The sequence below is a fragment of the Amycolatopsis jejuensis genome, assembly GCF_000717335.1.
Lineage (GTDB): Bacteria > Actinomycetota > Actinomycetes > Mycobacteriales > Pseudonocardiaceae > Amycolatopsis > Amycolatopsis jejuensis.
This window is the reverse complement of the sequence record NZ_JNYZ01000080.1, coordinates 1-1,658: the sequence shown is the minus strand read 5'-3', so window position 1 is coordinate 1,658 and position 1,658 is coordinate 1. Positions and strand designations below refer to the sequence as shown.

The following is a 1,658-nucleotide window of genomic DNA, read 5'->3' as shown; positions in this document are numbered from 1 at the left end:
GGCGAGAGCGGCGAACTTCCCGTCCGCCGGGTCACCCTCGACCACCTCCAGGGTGTTCGCGCCGGTGAACCGCCCGTAGGCCTGGATACGGGTGCCGTAGAGCTCCGACCAGAAGAACGGCACAATATCCGGCGACTGCGGAACCCCGGTCGCGATCGTCTCGGCCACCGCGTGGGCCTGCTCGATCGCGTTCTGCTGATGCTCGACCCGAATCGACCCAGAGGCATACGTCCAGCGGGCGATGTCCCCGACCGCGTAGACATCGGCCGCCGCCCGCCCCGCACTGTCACACCCGACGCCGTCGACCAGCCGCAGCCCCGACCCGGCCAGCCACTCCGTCCGCGGACGGCTGCCCATCGCCGCGACCACCACGTCCGCGTCGACCGTCGACCCATCGGACAACACCGCACCCGCCACCCGATCCTCACCGAGCAGCCGGGTGACCTGACGACCCAACCGCAGGTCCACCCCGTGCCGTTCATGCAACTCGGTCAGCTGGGGCGAGAGCAGCGCGCCTACCTGACCGAACCGGATCGACCGGCTCCGGCCCACCACCGTCACCGCCAAACCCCGGGCCGCCAACCCGGCCGCGATCTCCCCACCGAGAACCCCCGCCCCGACCACCAACACCCGGCGCGCACCCTCAAGGTCCGCCGTCAACGCCGCCGCATCATCGAGGGTGCGGAGCGTGTGCAGCCCGGCCAGCGGCGGCTCGAACCGCCGCGCCGCAACCCCGGTCGCGATCACCAGCGACGCGAACGGCACCTCCCCACCCGTGGTCTGCACCACCCGCTCGTCAAGATCCAGCCCGGTCGCCCGGGTACCGAGCAACAGGTCGAATTCGAACGGCGACACCGGCGTGATCGCCGCACCGGTCCACTCCCCCGCCAGGACCTGCTTCGACAACGGCGGACGATGATACGGCGGATGCGGCTCCTCCCCGACCACCGTGATCCGGCCCTGATATCCATGGCTGCGCAGGGATTCCGCCGTGGTGAAGCCGCCGATCGACGCACCGACGATCACCGTCCCATGCCCCGTCCCCATCGGTCAGTCCGTCAGCATGATCGCGCGAGCCGGACACAACGACGCCGCCCGCCGCGCCGCAGCCTCCCGGCCAGGCCCCGCCTCGTCGTGCAGCAGGATCACGATGCCGTCGTCGTCCTGATCGAACAGATCATCCGCGCTCAGGACACACTGCCCCGACCCGACACACGCCGGGTGGTTCACCTCGATCTTCATCACATCGTCCCCTTTCCACCCACGGTGAGGCGTTCGGCCAGCACCAGCACAGCCGTCGCCGCCTCCGTCACGTCACCGGACGGGCGGCTCGGATACTCGGTCCGGCTCGTGATCCAGTCATCGGCGAAGCGATACCAATCGATCGGGGTCGTGGCCTCCCCGGTCAACACATGCCGGACCTGCGCCAGCCAGGTACTCCACCGCGACCGGTAATAATCCCCGACCAGCCCCGCCCAGCTGCGGTTCGCGTAATCGACCAGGAACGTCGAATCCTCATAACCCCACGCCGTCAGCAACCGCTTCGCTTCCTCCGCCAGGTAACAACCCTCATCCACGGTCGAACCCCAAGACCGGGCATCAGCCAGCCACTTACCCAGCAGGAAATCCTCACTCGCACGCAACAGGGTTTCCTGCGC

Annotated in this window: 3 protein-coding genes; all 3 read right to left on the bottom strand. The window is 68.9% G+C overall.

Annotation, left to right across the window (positions count from 1 at the left end; genetic code table 11):
- Positions 1 to 1,047, bottom strand: a 1,047-nt coding sequence (locus OO71_RS45790; RefSeq protein WP_051793262.1) for an NAD(P)/FAD-dependent oxidoreductase, incomplete at its 3' end; no start/stop codon positions are given.
- 3 nt (positions 1,048 to 1,050) lie between these two features.
- The gene (locus OO71_RS45785) at positions 1,051 to 1,242 is read right to left on the bottom strand and encodes a ferredoxin (protein WP_033296408.1); all 192 of its coding nucleotides are present in this window, start codon (positions 1,240 to 1,242) and stop codon (positions 1,051 to 1,053) included.
- A partial coding sequence (locus OO71_RS45780) for an alpha-N-acetylglucosaminidase C-terminal domain-containing protein (protein WP_033296407.1) occupies positions 1,242 to 1,658 on the bottom strand: 417 nt, incomplete at its 5' end. The genes OO71_RS45780 and OO71_RS45785, both read right to left, overlap by 1 nt.